18 protein-coding genes are annotated in these 18692 nt (G+C 64.8%); 6 read left to right on the forward strand and 12 right to left on the reverse strand.

The genetic code is table 11. The annotated features are described in order from the left end of the window. Nucleotides 1–3: 3 nt before the first annotated feature. The 3 genes from I6F16_RS00450 to I6F16_RS00460 form a co-directional block, all read right to left on the reverse strand. The gene (locus tag I6F16_RS00450) at nt 4–669 is read right to left on the reverse strand and encodes a methionine ABC transporter permease (protein WP_057029183.1); all 666 of its coding nucleotides are present in this window, start codon (nt 667–669) and stop codon (nt 4–6) included. Further along, nucleotides 659–1798 (reverse strand): methionine ABC transporter ATP-binding protein, encoded by a 1140-nt coding sequence (locus I6F16_RS00455; protein ID WP_225112874.1) that lies wholly within the window; start codon nt 1796–1798, stop codon nt 659–661. Before I6F16_RS00455 ends, I6F16_RS00450 begins: the two co-directional genes overlap by 11 nt. Before the next feature lie 225 nt (nt 1799–2023). Then, a complete protein-coding gene (locus tag I6F16_RS00460) occupies nt 2024–2830 on the reverse strand; it encodes an enoyl-CoA hydratase/isomerase family protein (RefSeq protein ID WP_225112873.1) in 807 nt (268 codons plus the stop codon). A 118-nt stretch (nt 2831–2948) separates the two neighbouring features. Here I6F16_RS00460 and nthA point away from each other — a divergent pair, with 118 nt between their 5' ends. Genes nthA through I6F16_RS00475 form a run of 3 tightly spaced genes read left to right on the forward strand, consistent with a single transcriptional unit; the run spans nt 2949 to nt 4614 of the window. Beyond that, nucleotides 2949–3581 carry a nitrile hydratase subunit alpha gene (gene nthA, locus I6F16_RS00465; protein ID WP_225112872.1) on the forward strand — a complete coding sequence of 211 codons (633 nt, stop codon included), beginning with the start codon at nt 2949–2951 and terminating at the stop codon, nt 3579–3581. Beyond that, nucleotides 3578–4237: a nitrile hydratase subunit beta gene (gene nthB / locus I6F16_RS00470; protein WP_057029182.1), complete on the forward strand. Its 660-nt coding sequence runs from the start codon at nt 3578–3580 to the stop codon at nt 4235–4237. Before nthA ends, nthB begins: the two co-directional genes overlap by 4 nt. After that, on the forward strand, nt 4237–4614 hold the full coding sequence (locus I6F16_RS00475) for a nitrile hydratase accessory protein (RefSeq protein WP_036028031.1): 378 nt from the start codon (nt 4237–4239) through the stop codon (nt 4612–4614). Before nthB ends, I6F16_RS00475 begins: the two co-directional genes overlap by 1 nt. A gap of 109 nt (nt 4615–4723) precedes the next feature. Here I6F16_RS00475 and queC read toward each other — a convergent pair whose 3' ends face one another. Beyond that, the gene (gene queC, locus I6F16_RS00480) at nt 4724–5437 is read right to left on the reverse strand and encodes a 7-cyano-7-deazaguanine synthase QueC (protein ID WP_225112871.1); all 714 of its coding nucleotides are present in this window, start codon (nt 5435–5437) and stop codon (nt 4724–4726) included. Between the two features lie 127 nt (nt 5438–5564). On the opposite strand from queC, the gene mazG reads away from it, so the two are divergent. After that, complete coding sequence (mazG, locus tag I6F16_RS00485) at nt 5565–6383, forward strand: nucleoside triphosphate pyrophosphohydrolase (protein WP_225112870.1); 819 nt, start codon at nt 5565–5567, stop codon at nt 6381–6383. A 45-nt stretch (nt 6384–6428) separates the two neighbouring features. On the opposite strand, the gene I6F16_RS00490 is transcribed toward mazG, so the two are convergent. The 5 genes from I6F16_RS00490 to I6F16_RS00510 form a co-directional block, all read right to left on the reverse strand. Then, nucleotides 6429–7223: a hypothetical protein gene (locus tag I6F16_RS00490; RefSeq protein WP_225112869.1), complete on the reverse strand. Its 795-nt coding sequence runs from the start codon at nt 7221–7223 to the stop codon at nt 6429–6431. A gap of 186 nt (nt 7224–7409) precedes the next feature. After that, a complete protein-coding gene (gene hflX / locus I6F16_RS00495; protein WP_225112868.1) occupies nt 7410–8789 on the reverse strand; it encodes a GTPase HflX in 1380 nt (459 codons plus the stop codon). A gap of 11 nt (nt 8790–8800) precedes the next feature. Further along, nucleotides 8801–9049 (reverse strand): RNA chaperone Hfq, encoded by a 249-nt coding sequence (gene hfq, locus I6F16_RS00500; protein WP_007591126.1) that lies wholly within the window; start codon nt 9047–9049, stop codon nt 8801–8803. A 249-nt stretch (nt 9050–9298) separates the two neighbouring features. After that, on the reverse strand, nt 9299–10669 hold the full coding sequence (locus tag I6F16_RS00505; RefSeq protein ID WP_035999365.1) for a sigma-54 dependent transcriptional regulator: 1371 nt from the start codon (nt 10667–10669) through the stop codon (nt 9299–9301). Between the two features lie 17 nt (nt 10670–10686). Further along, nucleotides 10687–13095, reverse strand: a complete 2409-nt coding sequence (locus I6F16_RS00510; RefSeq protein WP_225112867.1) for a PAS domain-containing sensor histidine kinase — start codon at nt 13093–13095, stop codon at nt 10687–10689. A 173-nt stretch (nt 13096–13268) separates the two neighbouring features. Between I6F16_RS00510 and I6F16_RS00515 the strand changes: the two genes are divergently transcribed. Then, nucleotides 13269–13415, forward strand: a complete 147-nt coding sequence (locus I6F16_RS00515) for a hypothetical protein (protein ID WP_167361662.1) — start codon at nt 13269–13271, stop codon at nt 13413–13415. Nucleotides 13416–13604: 189 nt separating this feature from the next. Here I6F16_RS00515 and ntrC read toward each other — a convergent pair whose 3' ends face one another. From ntrC to dusB, 3 genes are read right to left on the reverse strand one after another with little or no spacing between them, the layout of a single operon-like run. Further along, a complete protein-coding gene (gene ntrC / locus I6F16_RS00520; protein ID WP_035999368.1) occupies nt 13605–15047 on the reverse strand; it encodes a nitrogen regulation protein NR(I) in 1443 nt (480 codons plus the stop codon). Between the two features lie 9 nt (nt 15048–15056). Beyond that, complete coding sequence (locus tag I6F16_RS00525) at nt 15057–16232, reverse strand: nitrogen regulation protein NR(II) (RefSeq protein WP_035999469.1); 1176 nt, start codon at nt 16230–16232, stop codon at nt 15057–15059. Then, nucleotides 16229–17230 carry a tRNA dihydrouridine synthase DusB gene (gene dusB / locus I6F16_RS00530; RefSeq protein WP_225173357.1) on the reverse strand — a complete coding sequence of 334 codons (1002 nt, stop codon included), beginning with the start codon at nt 17228–17230 and terminating at the stop codon, nt 16229–16231. Before dusB ends, I6F16_RS00525 begins: the two co-directional genes overlap by 4 nt. 277 nt (nt 17231–17507) lie before the next feature. On the opposite strand from dusB, the gene I6F16_RS00535 reads away from it, so the two are divergent. Next, nucleotides 17508–18689: a bifunctional 2-C-methyl-D-erythritol 4-phosphate cytidylyltransferase/2-C-methyl-D-erythritol 2,4-cyclodiphosphate synthase gene (locus I6F16_RS00535; RefSeq protein WP_225173358.1), complete on the forward strand. Its 1182-nt coding sequence runs from the start codon at nt 17508–17510 to the stop codon at nt 18687–18689. Nucleotides 18690–18692 lie beyond the last annotated feature (3 nt).

The following is an 18692-nucleotide window of genomic DNA, read 5'->3' on the forward strand; positions in this document are numbered from 1 at the left end:
GATTCAGCGATGCCGCAGCCGGCGGTTGACCCGGCGCGCCAGGTAATCGCCGGCGCTCTGGACTATCTGCACCAGTGCGATCAGCACGACCACGACGGCCAGCATCATCTCCGGCATGAAGCGCTGATAGCCGTAGCGGATGCCGAGATCGCCAAGGCCGCCGCCGCCGACTGCGCCGACCATCGCGGAATAGCCGAGCAGGCTGACCACCGCGAGCGTCAGCGCCAGCAGCAGGCCGGGCAGCGCCTCCGGGATCAGGACCTTGAGCACGATCTGAAGGGGCGAAGCGCCGAACGAGGACGCGGTCTCGATCAGGCCGCCGTCGACCTCGCGGATCGCAGCCTCGACGAGGCGCGCGATGAACGGCGTCGAGGCGATGGTCAGCGGCACGATAGCGGCGGTCGAGCCGATCGAGGTGCCGGCAACGAGGCGCGTGAACGGGATGATGGCGACGACGAGGATGATGAAGGGCGTCGAGCGCGTCGCATTGACGACGATGCCGAGCACGCGATTGACGATGGGCGCCGCGAACAGCTCGCCTTTGCGGCTGGTGGCCAGGAACACGCCGAGCGGCAGGCCGAAGGCGGTGCCGAGCAGCGCCGCGATGCCGACCATGTACAGGCTTTCGAAGGTAGCCTGGACGATCAGGTTGATGAGTTCAGGCGACATAGCCGAGACGCTCCGCCGAGAATTGATATTGAGAGAGCCAGGCGAGCGTCCGCGTCACCGCGTCCTCGCCGCCGGGAATGCCGAGCGTGAGCGAGCCGACATGCTGGCCGCCGATCTCGTCGATGCGCGCAGACAGCAGCGCGACGTCGAGCCCGAGCTCGCGCGCGAGCCGGGCCACCACGGTGTCGCCCGCCCCTGCCCCGCGCACCTGGATCCGGATCACGGCCTGCCCGCCGGCAGGCTGCTTCGAAACGATTCGGCTCTCCAGCGAGACCGGCAGGCTGTCGCCGATCACCTCGGCCAGGAAGGACTGCGTGATCGGATGTCTTGGCTGCGTGAAGATGTCGGCGACGTGACCACTCTCGACGACGCGGCCGGCGTCCAATACCACCACCTCCTTGGCGAGCTGGCGCACCACGGACATCTCATGCGTGATCAGCACGATGGTCACGCCGAGCTCGCGGTTGATGTTCGCAAGCAGATCGAGGATCGCGCGCGTGGTCTGCGGATCGAGTGCCGAGGTCGCCTCGTCCGACAGCAGCACGCTCGGCCGCGTCGCCAGCGCGCGGGCGATGCCGACGCGCTGCTTCTGGCCGCCGGACAGTTCGGAAGGATAGCGGTCGTGCTTGTCGGCGATGCCGACCAGCGCGAGCAGCTCGGCGACGCGGGCCTTGATGTCGGTCTTGGTCCAACCGGCGATCTCCAGCGGCAGCGCGATGTTGTCGGCCGCGGTGCGCGAGGACAGCAGGTTGAAATGCTGGAAGATCATGCCGATCGAGCGCTGCGCCAGCCGCAGCTCGCGGCCGGCCAAGGCCGAGATATCGCGGCCGTCGACGATCACGCGGCCCGTGGTCGGCTTCTCCAGGCCGTTGATCAGCCGGACCAGGCTCGACTTGCCGGCGCCAGAGCGGCCGATCACGCCGGTGATGGAGCCGCGCGGAATGGCGAAGTCGATGTCTTGCAGCGCGTTGACGCCGGGCTTGCCGCGATAGGCCGGATAGGTCTTCGAGATGCCGGCGAAACGGACCATCGCGTCCGGCTCGGCCGGAGCGGGTGAAATCGCTTCGAGCGTTTCGATCGGTCGTCCGATCGCGAGCGATTGGTGGGCGTTCAAGGAGACGGCCTTCATGCACGATAGCTCGGTCACCCACATGCCCAGGGCACATGGGAACCGGTCGCGTCTGCGACGGGGTGAAAATGGCGATGAGGGCTCAATCGAGCGCGCTGCACCGCAGCACGCACCTTCGCTGTTTCCGGTCTTCCTTGCAATCTCAGATATTTGGAAGGACTTGGACGAAATTTTCCCGATCGCTTCCTGGCGGAGAAGATTATCCGCCGAATATCGGCGCTGTGATCACCGACCCCGGAACCGCGGCTTGCGGCGCGTCAGGAACGCCTCCACGCCCTCCTTGTGGTCCTCGCTGAGGCTGGCGAGCGCGAACTGGTCGACATCCATATGGCTTGCAAGATCGTCCAGTGCATGCGCGAGCCGGTTGACGGTCAGCTTGGTCATGGCGACGGACAGCGGCGGTTGCGCGGCCATCTTGCGGGCCAGCTCCATTGCGGTATCGAACGCATGGCCGGGATCCGCCACCTGCTCGATGAGCCCCCATTCATAGGCCTCGTCCGCGCTGATGCGCTGGTCGGCCAGGATCACCGCCTGCTTGGTACGAGCCGGCCCGATCAGATGCAGCATGCGCGGAATGCTCTGCCAGCTCATATTCATGCCGAGTCCGATCTCGGGCACGCGCAGATGCGCATCGCGCCCCATCACCCGGAAATCGAGCGCCACCGCGAGGGCAACGCCGCCGCCGACGCAAAAGCCTTCGATCGCGGCGATGGTGATCTGCTCCATCTCTTGCCAGGCGTGCGTCAGGCGCGGCCCGAGCTTGAGGTGCCGCCGCAGCGCGCCGAGGTCCATCTCCTTGCGCGAGCGTCCCTCAGCGTCCTTGAGATCGAAGCCGGCGCTGAAGGCGCCCGAGCTGCCGGTCAGCACAACGACCGAGGTCGCTGCATCGTCCTCGAAGCTGCGCGCGGCCGCCGTGAGCTGGCGCAGCGCCTCCGGCGAGAGCGCGTTGATGCCGTCGCCGCGGTCGAAGCGCACGACCGCGATCCGCCCCTCCGGCCCGAGACCCTTCTCGATCTTCACGTAGTCGGTCACCATCATCTCCACGATGTTTGCGGGATGCTAGCGCACAACTGCCCTCACGCATACGTGCCAGGACTGCACTGCAACGAGCCCTCGACAGCCCCTAGCCATTGCGCCTATCTTCCGCCGCATGAGCCAAGATCACGACCATCATCACCACGATCACGATCATTCCGAGCTGTCCGAGACCGAGCTGCGCGTGCGCGCGCTCGAGACGATCCTGACCGAAAAAGGCTATGTCGAGCCGGCTGCGCTCGATGCCATCATCCAGGCCTATGAGACCAAGATCGGTCCGCACAATGGCGCGCGCGTGGTCGCCAAGGCCTGGACCGATCCCGCGTTCAAGACCGCGCTGCTGCAGGACGGCTCCAAGGCGATCGGCACGCTCGGCCATGTCAGCCGCGTCGGCGATCATCTCGTCGTGGTCGAGAACACGCCCGAGCGGCACAACATGGTCGTGTGCACACTGTGCTCCTGCTACCCCTGGGAAATGCTCGGGCTGCCGCCGGTCTGGTACAAGGCCGCGCCCTACCGCTCCCGCGCGGTGAAGGACCCGCGCGGCGTGCTCGCCGATTTCGGCGTCGCGCTGCCGAAGGACACCGAGATCCGGGTGTGGGATTCCACCGCCGAGACGCGCTTCCTGGTGCTGCCGATGCGCCCCGCGGGCACGGAAGGCTGGAGCGAGGAGCAGCTCGCCGAGCTCGTGACGCGCGACTCCATGATCGGCACCGGTTTCCCCAGGACGCCGGGAGCACCGTCGTGAACGGCGTGCACGACATGGGCGGCATGGACGGCTTCGGCAAGGTCGAGCCCGAGCCGAACGAGCCGATGTTCCACGAGGAATGGGAGTCGCGCGTGCTGGCCATGGTGCGCGCGATGGGCGCGGCCGGCGCCTTCAACATCGACACCTCGCGCTTCTATCGCGAGACCTTGCCGCCGCACGTGTATCTGTCGAGCTCCTATTACAAGAAATGGTTTCTCGGGCTCGAGGAGATGCTGATCGACAAGGGCTATCTCACCCGCGAGGAGGTCGCTGCCGGCCATGCGATGCAGCCTGCAAAGGCGCTCAAGCACGGCAAGTTCGACCGCGCCAATGTCGAGCGCGTGATGGTGCGCGGCAAGTTCGGCCGCCCTGCCCCGGCTCCGGCGAAATTCAACATCGGCGATCGCGTCCGCGCCAGGAATATTCATCCAGCCACGCACACGCGGCTGCCGCGCTATGTCCGTGGCCATGTCGGCGTGGTCGAGCTGAACCATGGCTGTCACGTGTTTCCTGACACGGCAGCGATGGAGCGCGGGGAGAACCCGCAATGGCTCTACACCGTGGTGTTCGAGGGCCGCGATCTCTGGGGCGAGGACGGCGATCCCACGCTGAAGGTCTCGATCGACGCGTTCGAGCCCTATCTGGATCCGGCGTGATGAGCAGCGCGCTTGCGGCCGCCGCGACGGCGGCGATCCCGAGCATTCCGTGCGACGACGACGGCCCGGTGTTCCGAGCGCCCTGGGAGGCGCATGCCTTCGCGATGGCCTTGAGCCTGCACGAGCGCGGCGTATTCACCTGGCCGGAATGGGCCGCAGCACTCGCAGACGAGATCAAGCGAGCCCAGGCCGCCGGCGACCCTGATACCGGCGAGACCTACTATCTGCACTGGCTCGCCACGCTGGAGGGCCTCGTCGCCCGCAAGGGCGTCGCGTCGATGGAGACGCTGCACCGCTATCGGAATGCGTGGGACCACGCCGCCGATCGCACGCCGCACGGCAAGCCGATCGAGCTCAGGCCGGAGGATTTTGGTTAGCTGTTGCCTCTCGTTATTGCGAGCGCAGCGAAGCAATCCAGAATCCCTCCGCAGTGGCAGTCTCGATTGCTTCGTCGCAAGGGCTCCTGGCAATGACGACAGAGCGAGCCTACCGTCCCGCCACGTACTCGTTCCACCCCTTCGCCCGCAAACTGCAGGCCGGGCACTCGCCGCAGCCGTAGCCCCAATCGTGCCGTGCGCCGCGTTCGCCGAGATAACAGGTGTGGGAGTGCTCGCGGATGAGATCGACGAGGCCGTCGCCGCCGAGGTCATGCGCGAGCCGCCAGGTCGCGGCCTTGTCGATCCACATCAGTGGCGTGTGCAGCTCGAACTGCTTGGCCATGCCGAGCGAGAGCGCGGCCTGCATGGCGCGGACGGTCTCGTCACGGCAATCGGGATAGCCGGAATAATCGGTCTCGCACATGCCGCCGACGATGTGGCTGATGCCGCGCCGGTAGGCCAGCGCCGCCGCAAAGGTCAGGAACACGAGGTTGCGGCCCGGCACGAAGGTGTTCGGCAGGCCGTCCGCGCCCATCGCGATCGCGACGTCGCGGGTCAGCGCCGTCTCGGAGACGGCCGCCAGCGTCGGGATCGACAGCGTGTGGCTCTCGCCGAGCCTTGCGGCCCAATCGGCGCGCAGGCCCTTGATGCCGTCGAGCAGGCGGTCGCGGCAGGCAAGCTCGATGGCGTGGCGCTGGCCGTAGTCGAACCCCAGCGTCTCCACACGCGCGAAGCGGCTCAGCGCCCAGGCGAGGCAGGTGGTGGAATCCTGGCCGCCGGAGAACAGCACCAGCGCGATTTGTGAGGAAAATGCATCACTCATGGCCCGCGCTTTAGCATCGCACGACTTGCCCGCCAATCGGTGGAAATCGGCCAGTTCCGCCGCCTTGCGCTGGGATCGGGGGCCCGCTTTTGGCATAAGGCTCTGTATCCCAGGAGACTGCCCGGCAATGACCCCTTCCCGCGACATTTCCCGCCTGATCGAGATCATGGCGGCGCTGCGCACGCCGGTGACCGGCTGCCCCTGGGACCTCGAGCAGGATTTTTCGACGATCGCGCCCTACACGATCGAGGAAGCCTATGAGGTGGTCGACGCCATCACCCGCGGCGATCTCGACGATCTCAGAGAGGAGCTTGGCGATCTCCTGCTCCAGGTCGTGTTCCACGCCCAGATGGGCTCGGAGCAGAACGCGTTCGATTTCGGTGATGTGGTCCTGGCCATCACCCGCAAGATGATCCGCCGCCATCCCCACGTCTTCGCCGACAAGGACGGCAATCTCGCCTCCTCCCATGTCAAGGAAGTCTGGGACCGCATCAAAGCGGAGGAGAAGGCCGAGCGCGCCGCGCGCCGGCCGCCGGAGGAGGCGCCGACGCACAAGTCGCTGCTCTCGGGCGTTAAGGCCGGCCAGCCCGCTTTGACCCGCGCGATGGAGCTGCAGCGCAAGGCCTCCACCGTTGGCTTCGACTGGAACGACCCGCGCGCGGTGCTGCACAAGATCCGCGAGGAGGTCGACGAGATCGAGGCGGCATTGGACCGCAACGACAAGCAGGAGATTGCGGAGGAGACGGGCGACCTGATGTTCGCCCTCGTCAACCTCGCCCGCCATGTCGATGCCGATCCGGAGGCTGCGCTCCGCGCGACGAATGCAAAATTCGAGCGGCGCTTTGCCTATATCGAGCGGGCACTGGAGGCGCAGGGCCGGACGCTCGAGCAGGCCTCGCTGGCGGAGATGGACGCGTTGTGGAATGCGGCGAAGGCGGAAGTCTAGACTTTCGTTCGAACGATTTGCCAATCATCAAGACGTCCAGCTGCGCTATCGCTTCGGCGGGTCGATGCGACGAAACGCAAGGGGCCCCTTGAATGTGATTGAGCCTTTCTCGAGTTCTTTCATAAGATCGTCCATGCCTCGCAAATCAGGAATGCGTCGCGCTAAGTTGAACACCGAATTGTCGATGTCGTACCAAAGCCCGGACATCTCGTTGATTTCATCATTCTTCGTGCTGATGTTGAGCACGCCAAGAAATGGAAACCGCGCTGTGGTGACCTGGTTCGGTCCGGTGCCGATCGGCTCTCTAAGGGTGAGTTCATGGTCCTGAAAGTAGATCAATTTCTTCGGCTCACCAACAAACGCGATCATCACGTTGGTAATATCCAATGACTGATCGGAGAATATATCGCTGTTGGTAATTTCGAAGTGCAAAATGAGCTTTCTCCCTACATCTTCGATGCCGATCGTGCAGTGTGTGACGACCTCGGCTTGGACAATTTCTGTACGATCGATTTTCCAAGTCAGCGCCCTAACTTCCCAAATTCCTACGAGCTTCTGCCGGATTGGGCTCAGAATATCTTCTTTGAGTTGCAGGTTGCTCAAATAGCCAGCAAATGCGAACAGGAAACTGAACGACCCGAACATCACGGGTATCCAGGGTGAGTGACTCGCGTTGGTCAAATATGGGAAGGTCGGAATTGGTGTAAACACGCCGATAGACCATCCAATCATGAAGGTCATGATGATTGCGAAGATGATCCCGTAGAAAAGCATTCGGAAAAACGGGATCACCATGAATCCCTTGGAGATTTCCTGAAATATCTTGATGAATGATTCCATGCCCAATGCCTTCGAACGCGGCAGTTCGACGCGGCTGGTCGAGATAAAAAATGCAAAACTTGGGCAGCGTCGAAAGCAGCCAGAACCTTAAAATGAACTGCGCTATACAGGTAGCCAAATGCAACCTGAAGGCGATCCTACTCTCCCCCCTCAGGCCGTCAAGGGAAAATGACGGCCCTCGCCGATTCAAGCCACGCGCGGCACGGCGTCGAACCTGTTCACCACGATATCCCGCTTGGTCTCGTCCACCCGCACCGTCATGTCGAAGCGGCCGTCGTGCAGCTCCTTCGACAGCACCTCGGCATTGCGGTGCAGCCAGCTGATGCCGGCGCCGTCGGCGGCGTCGATGGAGAGATCGAGCGTGGTCCTTTTCGCCGCGAGCCGCTGCTCGATCGCGGCGAGCAGAGCATCGACGCCCTCGCCCGACACGGCTGAGACCAGCATCGCCGGATGATCCTCCGGCCTGCGCGCGGCGATGTTGAGCAGCTCTTCGCGTTGCTCGGGGGCGAAACGGTCGATCTTGTTCCAGACCTCGATGATGCGGCCGGAATCATCAGGGTTGATGCCGAGCTGGCGAAGCACTGCGTCGACGTCGCTCTGCTGCGCCTCGGCGTCCTCATGCGAGATGTCGCGGACATGTAGGATGACGTCGGCCTCCAGCACCTCCTCCAGCGTGGCGCGGAAGGCGGCGACGAGCTGCGTCGGCAGGTTGGAGATGAAGCCGACGGTATCCGAGAGCATCGCCTTGCCGCCATGCGGCAGGTTGAGCGCCCGCAAGGTGGGATCAAGCGTCGCAAACAGCATGTCGGCCGCCTGCACGTCGGCGCGGGTCAGGCGATTGAACAGCGTTGACTTGCCGGCATTGGTGTAGCCGACCAGCGCGACGACACGATACGGCACGCGTTGACGGCCGGCGCGATGCAGACGCCGCGTCGCCTGCACCTTTTTCAGCTCGCTCTCCAGCTTGGAGATGCGCTCCTGGATCAGGCGGCGGTCGGCCTCGATCTGCGTCTCGCCGGGGCCGCCCATGAAGCCGAAACCGCCGCGCTGGCGTTCGAGATGGGTCCAGGAGCGCACCAGGCGCGAACGCTGGTAGTTGAGATGCGCAAGCTCGACCTGCAGCGAGCCTTCCCTGGTTTTGGCGCGGCGGCCGAAGATTTCGAGAATGAGCCCGGTGCGGTCGAGCACCTTGGCGTGCCATTCCTTTTCGAGATTGCGCTGCTGGATCGGCGACAAGGCGCAATCCATCACCACGAGCTCGACCTCGAGGGTCTTGATCAGCCCGGCGATCTCCTCGACCTTGCCCTTGCCGATATAGGTCGCAGGCCGGATCTGGGAGACCGGCGCGACGATGGCATCGGCAATGACGAGATCAATCGCCCGCGCGAGGCCCGCGGCTTCATCGAGCCGGGCCTCGGTATCGCGCAAGGCATGAGTCACCGATTGCACGTCGGCGCTGCCCGCGCGCACGCGCAAGTAGGGGCCGATGACAAGCACCCGCCCCGTCTGCGTAGCCCCTGCCGACCGCGGACGGTCGGCATCCCCGTCGAAATTCCGGGGTTCCAATCAGGTCACTCTCAAGCCGGCTGGTCCTCGCCGCCTTCGAACAACTGAATCGGAGCGCCCGGCATGATGGTCGAGATCGCATGCTTGTAGACCAGCTGCGAATGACCGTCGCGCCGAAGCAGCAAACAGAAATTGTCGAACCAGGTCACGATGCCCTGGAGCTTCACTCCGTTGACCAGAAAGATCGTCAGTGGCGTCTTGGTTTTGCGAACGTGATTAAGGAAGGTGTCCTGTAGGTTTTGTGCGCGGTCTGCCGCCATTGTTTTTTTCTCGCTTTGAGTTTCTTTTTATTGCGCCGAATGCGGCCCTCTTTGTGGAGTTCGGGGCCTCCTCCGGTTGCCGTCCCTCATGAGATCCCCCTCGGAAGGAACAGCGGTTCGATTAGAGGACAGGTCGGGGTATTAGGCAAGCCGCTTGAAGCGGCAGGCGTGGCCCTATTGCCCCGAAAAATTACGGAAATCGATGATTTTCTTTGCCTATTTCCGAGATGCCGCCGCAGCGTCGCAGCATTAGCCGACGCCGAGCGCTTTCAACTTCCGGTGCAAGGCCGAACGTTCCATGCCAACGAACTCGGCCGTTCGAGAAATATTTCCTGAGAAACGGCTGATCTGTGCAATCAAATAGTCGCGCTCGAACACCTCGCGTGCTTCGCGCAGCGGCAGGCCCATGATGTGCTCGCCATTGTTGCTGGTCGGCATCGCCGGCACCATCGAGCCGACGTCCTGCGGCAGCATGTCGGCGGTGATGATGACTTCCGGCCCGCCGGCGGCCAGAATCATGACTCTTTCGACGTTGTTGCGGAGCTGGCGCACATTGCCGGGCCAGACATGCGATTGCAGCACCGCCATCGCGTCCTGACCGATCTGGCGCTTGGGCAGGCCGCTGCCGGCCGAGATCTGCTCCATGAAATAGTCGATCAGTTCCGGAATGTCCTCGCGCCGCTCCGACAGTGCGGGCACGCGGATCGGCACCACCGAGAGCCGGTGGTAGAGGTCCTCGCGGAAACGGCCGGCTGCGATCTCCTCTTCGAGATTGCGTGCGGTCGATGAGATGATGCGCACGTCGACCTGCACCTTGGCGGTGCCGCCGACGCGCTGGAACGACTGCTCCACCAGCACGCGCAGGATCTTGTTCTGGGTCTCGCGCGGCATGTCCGCGATCTCGTCGATGAACAGCGTGCCGCCATGCGCCTCTTCGAGCGCGCCGGGCTTGCGCGGCTGCTCGCCATTGGACTGCTCGACGCCAAACAGCTCATGCTCCATTCGCTCGGGCGTGATCGCGGCGGCGTTGATGACGACGAACGGACCGTCGGCGCGGCCCGAAGCGATATGCAGCGTGCGCGCGGTCAGCTCCTTGCCGGCCCCGGCGGGGCCGACGATCAGGATGCGGCTGTTGGCCTTGGCTGCCCGCTCGATGGTCTGGCGCAGCTGGTTCATGCTGGGCGAGCGGCCGACGAGCTGGCTGGCGCTCGGGGCGAGCTGCTTCAGCTCCTTGACCTCGCGCTTCAGCCGCGAGTTCTCCAGCGCTCTGGTCGCGACCAGGATGAGGCGGTCGGCCTTGAACGGCTTCTCGATGAAGTCGTAGGCGCCGCGCTTGATCGCGGCGACCGCGGTCTCGATGTTGCCGTGGCCGGAGATCATCACGACGGGCAGATCGGCATTGTCCTTCTTGACCTGCTCCAGGAGCTGCAGGCCGTCGAGCTTGGAGCCTTGCAGCCAGATGTCGAGAAACACCAGATGCGGCCTGCGATTGGCGATCTCGGCGAGCGCCGTGTCGCTGTCACGCGCGGTCCTGGTGACGAACCCCTCGTCTTCGAGAATGCCTGCAACGAGATCGCGAATATCGGCTTCGTCATCGACAATCAGAATTTCACTTGCCATGGATCGCGCCTGTCTTGTCAGCTGCCTGTTGAGGCTTCGATTTTGGTTGAATCATTGGTCTTTTCAGCCGGCTCTTTGGTTCCGGCGGCCGGCTCTTTTGTTGCCTGGGTCGCGACGGATTCCGTCGCCGTTTGCGTGATGTCGGGCTTGGAGGTTGTCCCAGTCGCGTCGTTGACCGTCGGCACTTGCTCTGTTGTCGCGGACTTCGCGGGTTGCCCCGACACGGCAAAGCGCATGCGCATCCAGGCGCCGCGCTGGCCTGGGCGGAAGTCTGAGGCGTCCTTCAGCTCGATCCGCCCGCCATGGTCTTCCAGCACGCGCCCGACGATCGCAAGCCCCAGCCCGGTGCCCTTGGCACGCGTGGTAACGTAGGGCTCGAGCAGACGCGAGCGCGCGACCTTGGGCAGGCCGATGCCGTTGTCGATGACGTCGATCAGCACGTCGTCGCCCTCGCGCGACACCACGACGTCGATACGCCCCTTGCCGAGCTCCTCGGGCGGGACCTGCTCGATCGCCTCGGTGGCGTTCTTGACGATGTTGGTGACAGCCTGCGAGATCAGGCGCCGGTCGAACTGGGCGCGCAACGGATCCTGCTTGAACTCGGCCTCGATGTCGATTTCGGGATGGGCGACCTTCATCAGGAACACGGCCTGGCGCACCGTGTCGGCGACGTCCTCGCCTTCCATCACGGGCTTCGGCATCCGCGCAAAGCGCGAGAACTCGTCGACCATGCGCCTGATGTCGTCGACCTGGCGGACGATGGTATCGGTGCACTGGTCGAAGATCTGCTTGTCCTTGGTCTCGGTGATGTCCTTGCCGAACTTGCGGCGGATGCGCTCGGCCGAGAGCTGGATCGGCGTCAGCGGGTTCTTGATCTCATGCGCGATGCGGCGCGCCACGTCGCCCCAGGCCGAGGTACGCTGCGCCGAGACCAGCTCGGTGATGTCGTCGAGCGTGATGATGTAGCTGTCATGCGGCTGGTTCTTCTCGGCGCTGACGCGGACCGACAGGTTGCGCTCGGTGCCGTCGCGGGTGATCGTGATCTGGCCCTGCACCAGGCGCTGGGTCCCTTCCCGCGCCGTCTTCATCATCTCGTCGAGCTCGGGCAGCACGTCGGAGAGCGGATGGCCGAGCGTCTCGGCTTCGGAGTGCCCGATCAGTTTCTCTGCGGAGCGGTTGAGGATGCCGACGCTGCCGGACGCGTCGACGCCGATGATGCCGGCGCTCGCGGACGACAGCACCGCCTCGATGAAGCGGCGGCGGCTGTCGATGAGATCGCTGGCATTGACCAGCTCGTCGCGCTGGCTGCGCAATTCCTGCGTCATCTTGTTGAAGGTCTCGCCCAGCTGGGCGAGGTCGCCCTCCGACTGGTGCACCGGCACCTGGACGTGCAGGTCGCCGGTCGAAACTGTATGTGCCGCGTTCATCAGCCGCCGGATCGGCGAGACCAGCGAGTTGGCGAAGTTGAGACCGATCAGCACCGAAGCCATGAGGATGGTCAGCGCGATCACCGCGAACATCAGCGCGAAGGCGACCTGGATACCGAGCCGGCGCGATTCGATCTGGGCGTATTCGGCGACGCTGACCTCGGTCTGCTTGAGCTGATTGACGACATTCGGATCAAGCGGCCTGGCGACATAGAGGAAGGTGTCGTTGAAGGCGCGCAGGCGGATCACCGCGGCAACGAAGCTCGCATCGGGAAGGACCGCGATCTCGGGCTCGTTCTCGTTGACGTTGCTGAGAAAGTCCGGCGCGGGCGGCGAATAAGCGAGCCGCATGCCGGTGTCGGCGGATTCCAGGATGTTGGTGTTCTTGTCGATGATCATCGCGCCCGGCAGGTTGCGCGACGCGGCGCTCGCCGTCAGCATCTCGCGGAACGAGCGGCGGTCCTGGTCGTAGAGCGGCCGGGCATGGGCGATGTCGTTGGCCATGCCGAGAATGTCGCCGCGGATCAGCTGCGCATGGTCCTGCATGTAGGCCCGCGCGATCGTCAGCGAGTTCTGGATCACCTCCTTGGTCGGCCCGGAGAACAGCCGGTCGAGGCCGCGCTCGATGGTGACGTTGGCGACGACGGCGACCAGCACCGCCGGCAGCACCGCCACGATCGAGAACAGGCTGACGATCTGGACGTGGAGACGCGCCGCCGCCCTGCCCCGCCGCCGCGCCAGGATCAGCTGCCAGAGTTCCCGGATAATGATCCCGACCAGCAGCAGGATCGTGGCGGCATTGATCAGATAGAATGTGCGGACCACCCCGGGCGTCGGCTCGATCGTGCTCAGACCCGTCAGGACCAGGAAGGTCAGGAAGGCCGACAACAGCGCCAGCGCTACGGCAAAGGGTGCCAGCCAGCGTCGCACCGACCAACGCCGGGGCTCTTCCGCTGGGGCCGTGTCAAAGTGTGCGGCCGAGGTATCTGCGCTGGTCATTCCGGCAATGATGCTGAAAACGGGTCCGCGGACGCGCGGATACTGATGTATTCGTACCACATTGTTGCCGAATTGCGACAATTCCGCGGCGTGTTCGCCCTGGCGGACCCGCGCAATCCACAGGCACATGCCGCCTGGGCGGAACGGATTCCCGCCGTCCCGGCTTAATCCGCATGGATAGGATCTTTCTCGCGACGATGGTTTCGGCCGTTCTGCTGCTGATCGTGGCCGCCGACCTCCTGGTCAACGGCCTCGGCCTTCAGCAGCCGCCGCTGAATGTCGCGAGCGTGGTGCCAGCCTCCGGCGGACTGGTCAGATAGGCGCAATGGCCGCGCTGCGGCCGACGACCAATTTGAATGTGCGGGCGGAACATTAGAGTCCCGTCAGGACTTGTGCTCACCGCGTCAGCCACAACGGCCAGCGCGATCCGGACAGGCTCAGCTCTGCCTTGGTAGGGGGAGCTGAGCCACCGGTCCGCGCTAGCGCGTTTGGCGTTCGTCGCAAGAAAGTCAGCCCCCGCTCCGATACACCTGGATGTCGAGATCCCGGATCTTCTTCCGCAGCGTGTTGCGGTTGAGGCCGAGCAGGTCCGCAGCGCGGATCTGGTTGCCACGGGTGGCGGCGAGCGCGGCCGTGAGCAGCGGCACCTCGATCTCCTTGAGGATGCGGTGATAGAGGCCTGGCGGCGGCACGCCGTTCGGGAAGCCCTGGAAGTGCGAGGACAGATACGCCTCCACGGCGCCGCCGAGATTGTCGACCCCCTGCTGGACCGCAGCCCCCGGGCTGACCGAGGGCGGCGCGAGTTCGCCGTCGATGACGGAGGACGTGATCACGTCCTGCGGATAGAGCGCGGCGAGCCGCCGGGCGAGGTTTTCCAACTCGCGCACGTTGCCGGGCCAGCGGTGCTGCTTCAGCCGCTCCAGCGCCAGCGTGTCGAGCTTCTTCGGCGGCAGACCGTCCTTCTCGGCCAGCGTGAAGAAGTGCCGCACGAGATCCGGCAGGTCCTCGATGCGCTCGCGCAAGGGCGGCAGCCGCAGCGGGACGACGTTGAGGCGGAAGAACAGGTCTTCGCGGAACAGGCCCTGCTGGATCAGCACGCGCAGGTCCTTGTTGGACGCCGCGACGATGCGCACGTCGGTCTTGATCGGGGTACGGCCGCCGACGGTGGTGTATTCGCCCTGCTGCAGCACGCGCAGCAGGCGGGTCTGCGCCTCCATCGGCATGTCGCCGATCTCGTCGAGGAACAGCGTGCCGCCCTCGGCCTGCTCGAACCGGCCGGAGGCGCGGGTGTTGGCGCCGGTAAAGGCACCGCGCTCGTGGCCGAACAATTCGGACTCGATGAGATCGCGCGGGATCGCCGCCATGTTGACCGCGACAAAGGGGCCGTTGCGGCGCTTGCCGTAATCGTGCAGCGCTCGCGCCACCAGTTCCTTGCCGGTTCCGGACTCACCCGTGATCATCACGGTGAGATCGGTCTGCATCAGGCGCGCCAGCACGCGGTAGATTTCCTGCATCGCCGGCGAGCGGCCGACCAGCGGGATCGCCTCCATCTCGGCGTCCTCGTCCGGCGACGAGGTCCGCTCCTTCGGCTCGGCGAGCGCGCGGCCGACGATGGCGATCAGTTCCTTCAGGTCGAAGGGCTTTGGCAGATATTCGTAAGCCCCGCGCTCGGAGGCGCGGATCGCCGTCATGAAGGTGTTCTGCGCGCTCATGACGATGACGGGCAGGTTCGGCCGCATCTTCTTGATCCGCGGCAACAGGTCGAAGGCGTTTTCGTCCGGCATCACCACATCGGTGATGACGAGATCGCCCTCGCCCTGGCTGACCCAGCGCCACAGCGTTGCGGCATTGCCGGTCAGCCGCACTTCGTAACCGGCGCGGGACAGTGCCTGATTGAGAACGGTGCGGATGGCGGTATCGTCATCGGCTACGAGAATGCTACCTGCGGGCATTGTTGATCCTCATTTTGCCCCCTGTGACGCAGGCGACGACTTCCCGGCAGAGCCGTCGCGACTGCTTTGATCGGCGTGTTTGACCGATGTGGAATACATCGGCATCAGCACGCGGAAGGTGGTCTTGCGCGGCTGAGATTCGCATTCGATGATGCCCCCGTGATCGCCGACGATCTTGGCGACCAGCGCAAGGCCGAGACCCGAGCCGGTCTGCTTGGTGGTCACGAAGGGATCGAACAGGTTGGGCAGAAGATCGTCGGGCACGCCGGGTCCGTTGTCCTTCACACAGAATTCGAGCGGAAGGGATACCCGCGATTTTTGACCGGGGACTGACAGGCGCACACCGGGTCGGAACGCGGTGGTGAGCTGGATCTCGGCATCGGGCACGTCGATCAGCGCTTCGGCGGCGTTCTTCACGAGATTGAGGAACACCTGGATCAGCTGGTCCTGGTTCGCCAGCACCGGCGGCAGCGAGGGATCGTAATCCTCGACGAAGCGGATGTTGCGGGCAAAGCCCGACTGCGCCAGCCGCTTGACGTGATCGAGCACCGAATGGATGTTGACGGGGCCGCGCACCACGGGGCGCTCGTCGCCGAACACCTCCATGCGGTCGACCAGCGTCACGATGCGGTCGGCCTCGTCGCAGATCAGCCGCGTCAGCATGCGGTCCTCGGACGAGGCCTGCTGCTCGAGCAGCTGCGCTGCGCCGCGAATGCCCGAAAGCGGATTCTTGATTTCATGCGCGAGCATTGCTGCTAGCGCTATCACCGAGCGCGCTGCGCTGCGATGGGTGAGCTGCCGATCCATCTTGTCGGCGATGGTGCGCTCCTGCAGCATCACGACGATATGGCCGGGCCGCTCGGTGAGTGGAGCCACGTGCAGGTCGACCTGGCGGTCGCCGCCCATGCGCGGCGTGCCGAGATCGACCTTGTATTCGTTGACCGGCGCGTTCGAGGAGCGCACTTGGTCGATCAGCGCCAGCAACGGGCTGCCGAACGGCACCAGCTCCTTTAGCGACTGCCGCTTCAGGAATTGCGTGGAGATCTCGAAGAAGGCCTCGGTGGCGATGTTGGCGGCGACGATCTTGCCGTCGGGCCCGATCATGAGCACGGGGTTGGGCAAAGCATCCAGGATTGCGTCGCTGTCGGACTGAAGCGGCCGACGATGTTCAGCGGCTGAACTCATGCAGCAGCGCTCCATGCGAAGTCGTCGAAGGCGTCTTGCAGTGCATCGTGAACGAGGCGCGGATCCTCCGAGACCAGGATCTTCTGCCGCCAGGATTTCAGCTTCTCGGCCGGCGCACGGCTCGCCTGCGCTGCGACGTCGAGCGCCCAGCCCAGATGCTTGCGGGCGTGCCTCAGTCCGATGCGCAGGCCATAGAGCGCACAAACGCCGTCATAGAGCGTGCGGACATAATGCAGCTGCGTCTGGAGCAAGGGCACGGCTTCCTCGGCCCCGCCGTTCAGACGGCGGCCGATCTGGCCCGGCAGCCAGGGCTGGCCCTGCGCGCCGCGGCCGATCATCACGGCGTCGGCGCCCGAGGCGTCCAATGCCGCCAGCGCCTTTTCGTAAGAGGTGATGTCGCCGTTGACGACGAGCGGAAGGGAGGTGGCCTCGCGCACGGCGCGGATCGCATCCCAATCGGCCTCGCCCTTGTAGAACTGGCAGCGGGTGCGGCCGTGCACGGTGACGAGCTTGATTCCGGCGGCCTCGGCACGTCGCGCCAGCTCCGGCGCGTTGCGGCTGCGGTCGTCCCAACCGAGGCGCATCTTCAGCGTCACCGGCACCTTCACCGCCGCGATCGTCGCTTCGATCAGGCTGACGGCATGGTCGAGGTCGCGCATCAAGGCCGAGCCGGACTGGCCGCCGGTGACGTGTCGGGCGGGACAGCCCATGTTGATGTCGATGATATCGGCGCCTTCCGCTTCGGCGATCCGGGCGCCTTCGGCCATCCAATGCATCTCGCAGCCGGCGAGCTGGACCACATGCGGGCCGATGCCAGTGGCTTCGCAGCGCAACCGGGACATCCGGTGGCCATTGGCGAGCTCATCGCTAGCGGTCATTTCAGACACAACGAGACCAGCCCCAAGCTCGGCGGCCAGCCGGCGGACGGGCGAGTCAGTCACACCCGACATCGGCGCCAGGAAGACCGGGGTGGCGACTTCAATATCGCCTATTTTCAACGGCTTAGAGCCTGATACTGCCGAGCCGGTCACAGGGGTCCCGTTGACTGGGCAGGGCCTCATCGCGCCTGCCATGATCTATCTTGCGCACAATTCTTGTGCAGTCAAGCGTCATGCCTACAGTTTAGACAGTTCTGTAGATCTTTCAAGTGCACTGCAGCAAAATGCTGTTTCCCACAATCCGGGGAAACCCCCTTTTTTTGCGGGCCTGCCGTGCTAGAGGCATGCCGGCAAATCACCCCCTGCTCTTTCATTAGCAATTGAGTATTTGAGTCCTATGGCGAAATCACAGCGCACCGCGGTCGTCCTCGTCGCAGCCGGGCGTGGACTGCGCGCCGGCGCCGGCGGGCCGAAGCAATATCGCGAGATCGGCGGCGTGCCCGTGATCCGCCGCGCCATGGAAGCCTTCAGCGGTCACACTGAGGTGTTCGCGGTGCAGCCGGTGGTGAACCCCGACGACAGCGCCATGTTCACCGCAGCGGTCGCAGGGCTCAGGCACGAGCCACCGACCAATGGCGGCGCGACGCGGCAGGCTTCGGTGCTCGCCGGCCTCGAAGCGCTGGCCAAGCACAATCCGGACATCGTGCTGATCCACGACGCCGCGCGCCCCTTCGTCTCGGAAGGCGTGATCTCGCGCGCGATCGAGGCGGCGAGCCGCAACGGCGCTGCGATCCCCACCGTTGCCGTCACCGACACCATCAAGGTCACCGGCGAAAGCGGCAACGTCGAGGCCACGCCGGAGCGCGCTTCCTTGCGGATCGCACAGACGCCGCAATCCTTTCGTTTCGACGTCATCCTCGAGGCGCATCGTCGTGCGGCAAGGGATGGACGCTCGGATTTCACCGACGATGCCGCGATTGCCGAATGGGCAGGATTGACGGTTGCAACCTTTGAAGGCGATGTTGCCAACATGAAGCTCACAACTCCCGAGGATTTCGTGCGCGAGGAAGCGCGCCTGGCCGCCCAGCTCGGCGACATCAGGACCGGCACCGGCTACGACGTGCACGCCTTCGGCGAAGGCGACCATGTCATGATCTGCGGCGTGCGCGTGCCGCACACCAAGGGTTTCCTGGCTCATTCCGACGGCGATGTCGGCCTGCATGCGCTGGTCGACGCCATTCTCGGCGCTCTCGCCGACGGCGACATCGGCTCGCACTTCCCGCCGAGCGATGCGAAGTGGAAGGGCGCCTCCTCCGACCAGTTCCTGAAATATGCCATCGAGCGCGTCGCAGCGCGCGGCGGCCGCGTCGCCAATCTCGAGGTCACGCTGATCTGCGAGCGGCCGAAGATCGGCCCGTTGCGCGACACCATGCGCGCGCGCATCGCCGAGATCTCCGGCGTCGACATCTCGCGCATCGCAGTGAAGGCGACCACCAGCGAGCGGCTCGGCTTCACCGGCCGCGAGGAAGGCATCGCGGCGACCGCGAGCGCCACCATCCGCCTTCCCTGGGGCGTCTAGGCC

The organism is Bradyrhizobium sp. IC4060 (assembly GCF_020193715.1).
In the GTDB taxonomy this organism is placed as follows: Bacteria; Pseudomonadota; Alphaproteobacteria; order Rhizobiales; family Xanthobacteraceae; genus Bradyrhizobium; species Bradyrhizobium yuanmingense.